We start from the raw sequence: 1,652 nt of genomic DNA on the forward strand, positions 1-1,652 counted from the left end.
GCAACTATGTTTTGGCAGAACAGAGATCCTAGGTTTGAAGCCACATTTGCCTATAATGGAAGCATGTGGCCACTAAGTGGAAAATCCAATAGGCAACAATGGACATACGTCAACGCGTCGGGAGAAACGGCTAACCTAGGGATTTACAACAAGAAATTTTCAACCCCAGATTTATCACAGGCTGCCGTAAGTTATTCAAATAATTTGGGTGGCAGCGGTATAGATTGGATAGAGTTACGTTTTGCAGAGGTCATGTTAAATTATGCCGAATGTGCGAACGAAACAGGGGATATCGCACTGGCGAAAAATCTAGTACGGGAGATTAAACGTCGGGCGAAAGTCGAAGAAGGAAAAAGCGGGAATGATTATGGATTAGCAAGAGCAGGAAGTGTCGCCGATATGCGGGAATTGATTTTCAAGGAACGAATGGTCGAATTTGCATTCGAGAATAAGCGTAACGCTGATCTACGGCGCATGAGAAAATGGCATACACTGTCGGGAACGATCCAAACTATACGTATCGAACTACAGAACCCAAAAGATGACCAAAGCAACGAAAAACACTTAGAAAGCATCGATCCGAACACAAATTTGCCACGACGAGACACTCTGGATATCAATAACAAAGCGACCTATACTCATTATTTCAAGAATGTTATCTTAACGCCTAGCGGCATTTCTGGATTTGCTATTCCAGAACACCATTATTTTTACACCTTTCACAATGATTTTATGTATTCCAGTGCCCTATTACTCCCGACGATCGGATGGACGGGTGGCACTTTCGATCCTTTAGATTAATGAGATTATTGACCCTAAATATTCAAATAATGAAAAAGTATAAATGTCAATTAGCTGCTGCATTCGCAAGTGCACTATTACTATTCAGTTCCTGTGCGAAAGACGCTCCAAATATTTACGATATGTTTTCTGACGTATCGGTAACCTTTCTTAACGAAAGCATGTATAGTGTGGTGGATTATAAAGAAGTCAACGACGGAGATAGTGTACACATCAATTTCACCATTACCTCGGCAAGAGAAGATATGTTTGCTGTTTGTGTTCGTCGAGAAGGACAGGACAATCCTGTGTTACAAATAAATTTACCAGATGGTGTGGATAAAAGAACGTACACAGGCGTGTACAAAATCCAGGCAGATCGTGTTGGGGAAAGCAAATATCGCGTATACGCCATCAATAAACAGGCACAGTATATTGGCGATGGATACAATGCAGTCAAGATTAATGTAGTGCCGAACTTTACGTTTTTAACAAATCGAGAAATCTACTTACCAGACTCTGTGACCAGTGATATTCCAAGTTATTACTCTATAAAACAGGGGAAAAGTTTTAGCTATGCGAATGGGCAAAAAGTTTCAGCAGACCTAGATTTTGGAATTTACCGGACCCAAGCACCTGAAGGAGACAACAATGCGATTCTAGGGCATTGGTATCATTTGTATTCCTTAAGTGCGGATCCCTTATTTTTTGACGTATTTGATATTAGCACATGGACCAAACGAGAAACTTTATTTAGTAATCCAGCAAATGATGCAAATGCATTTCGGGACAAATTAATATCTTCATCTACGATTGAATCTACTGTCGGAAGCAAAAAAGTAGATCTAAAAGAGACAACTCGGAATTCCGGT

Annotated in this window: 2 protein-coding genes; both read left to right on the forward strand. The window is 40.4% G+C overall.

Annotated elements, in window-relative coordinates; translation table 11 throughout:
• The coding region (locus tag HP439_RS18990; protein ID WP_172391892.1) for a RagB/SusD family nutrient uptake outer membrane protein at positions 1 to 801 on the forward strand (801 nt) is incomplete at its 5' end.
• Positions 802 to 830: 29 nt separating this feature from the next.
• A partial coding sequence (locus HP439_RS18995; RefSeq protein WP_172391893.1) for a hypothetical protein occupies positions 831 to 1,652 on the forward strand: 822 nt, incomplete at its 3' end.

This window comes from Sphingobacterium shayense (assembly GCF_013179575.1).
Classification (GTDB): Bacteria; Bacteroidota; Bacteroidia; order Sphingobacteriales; family Sphingobacteriaceae; genus Sphingobacterium; species Sphingobacterium shayense.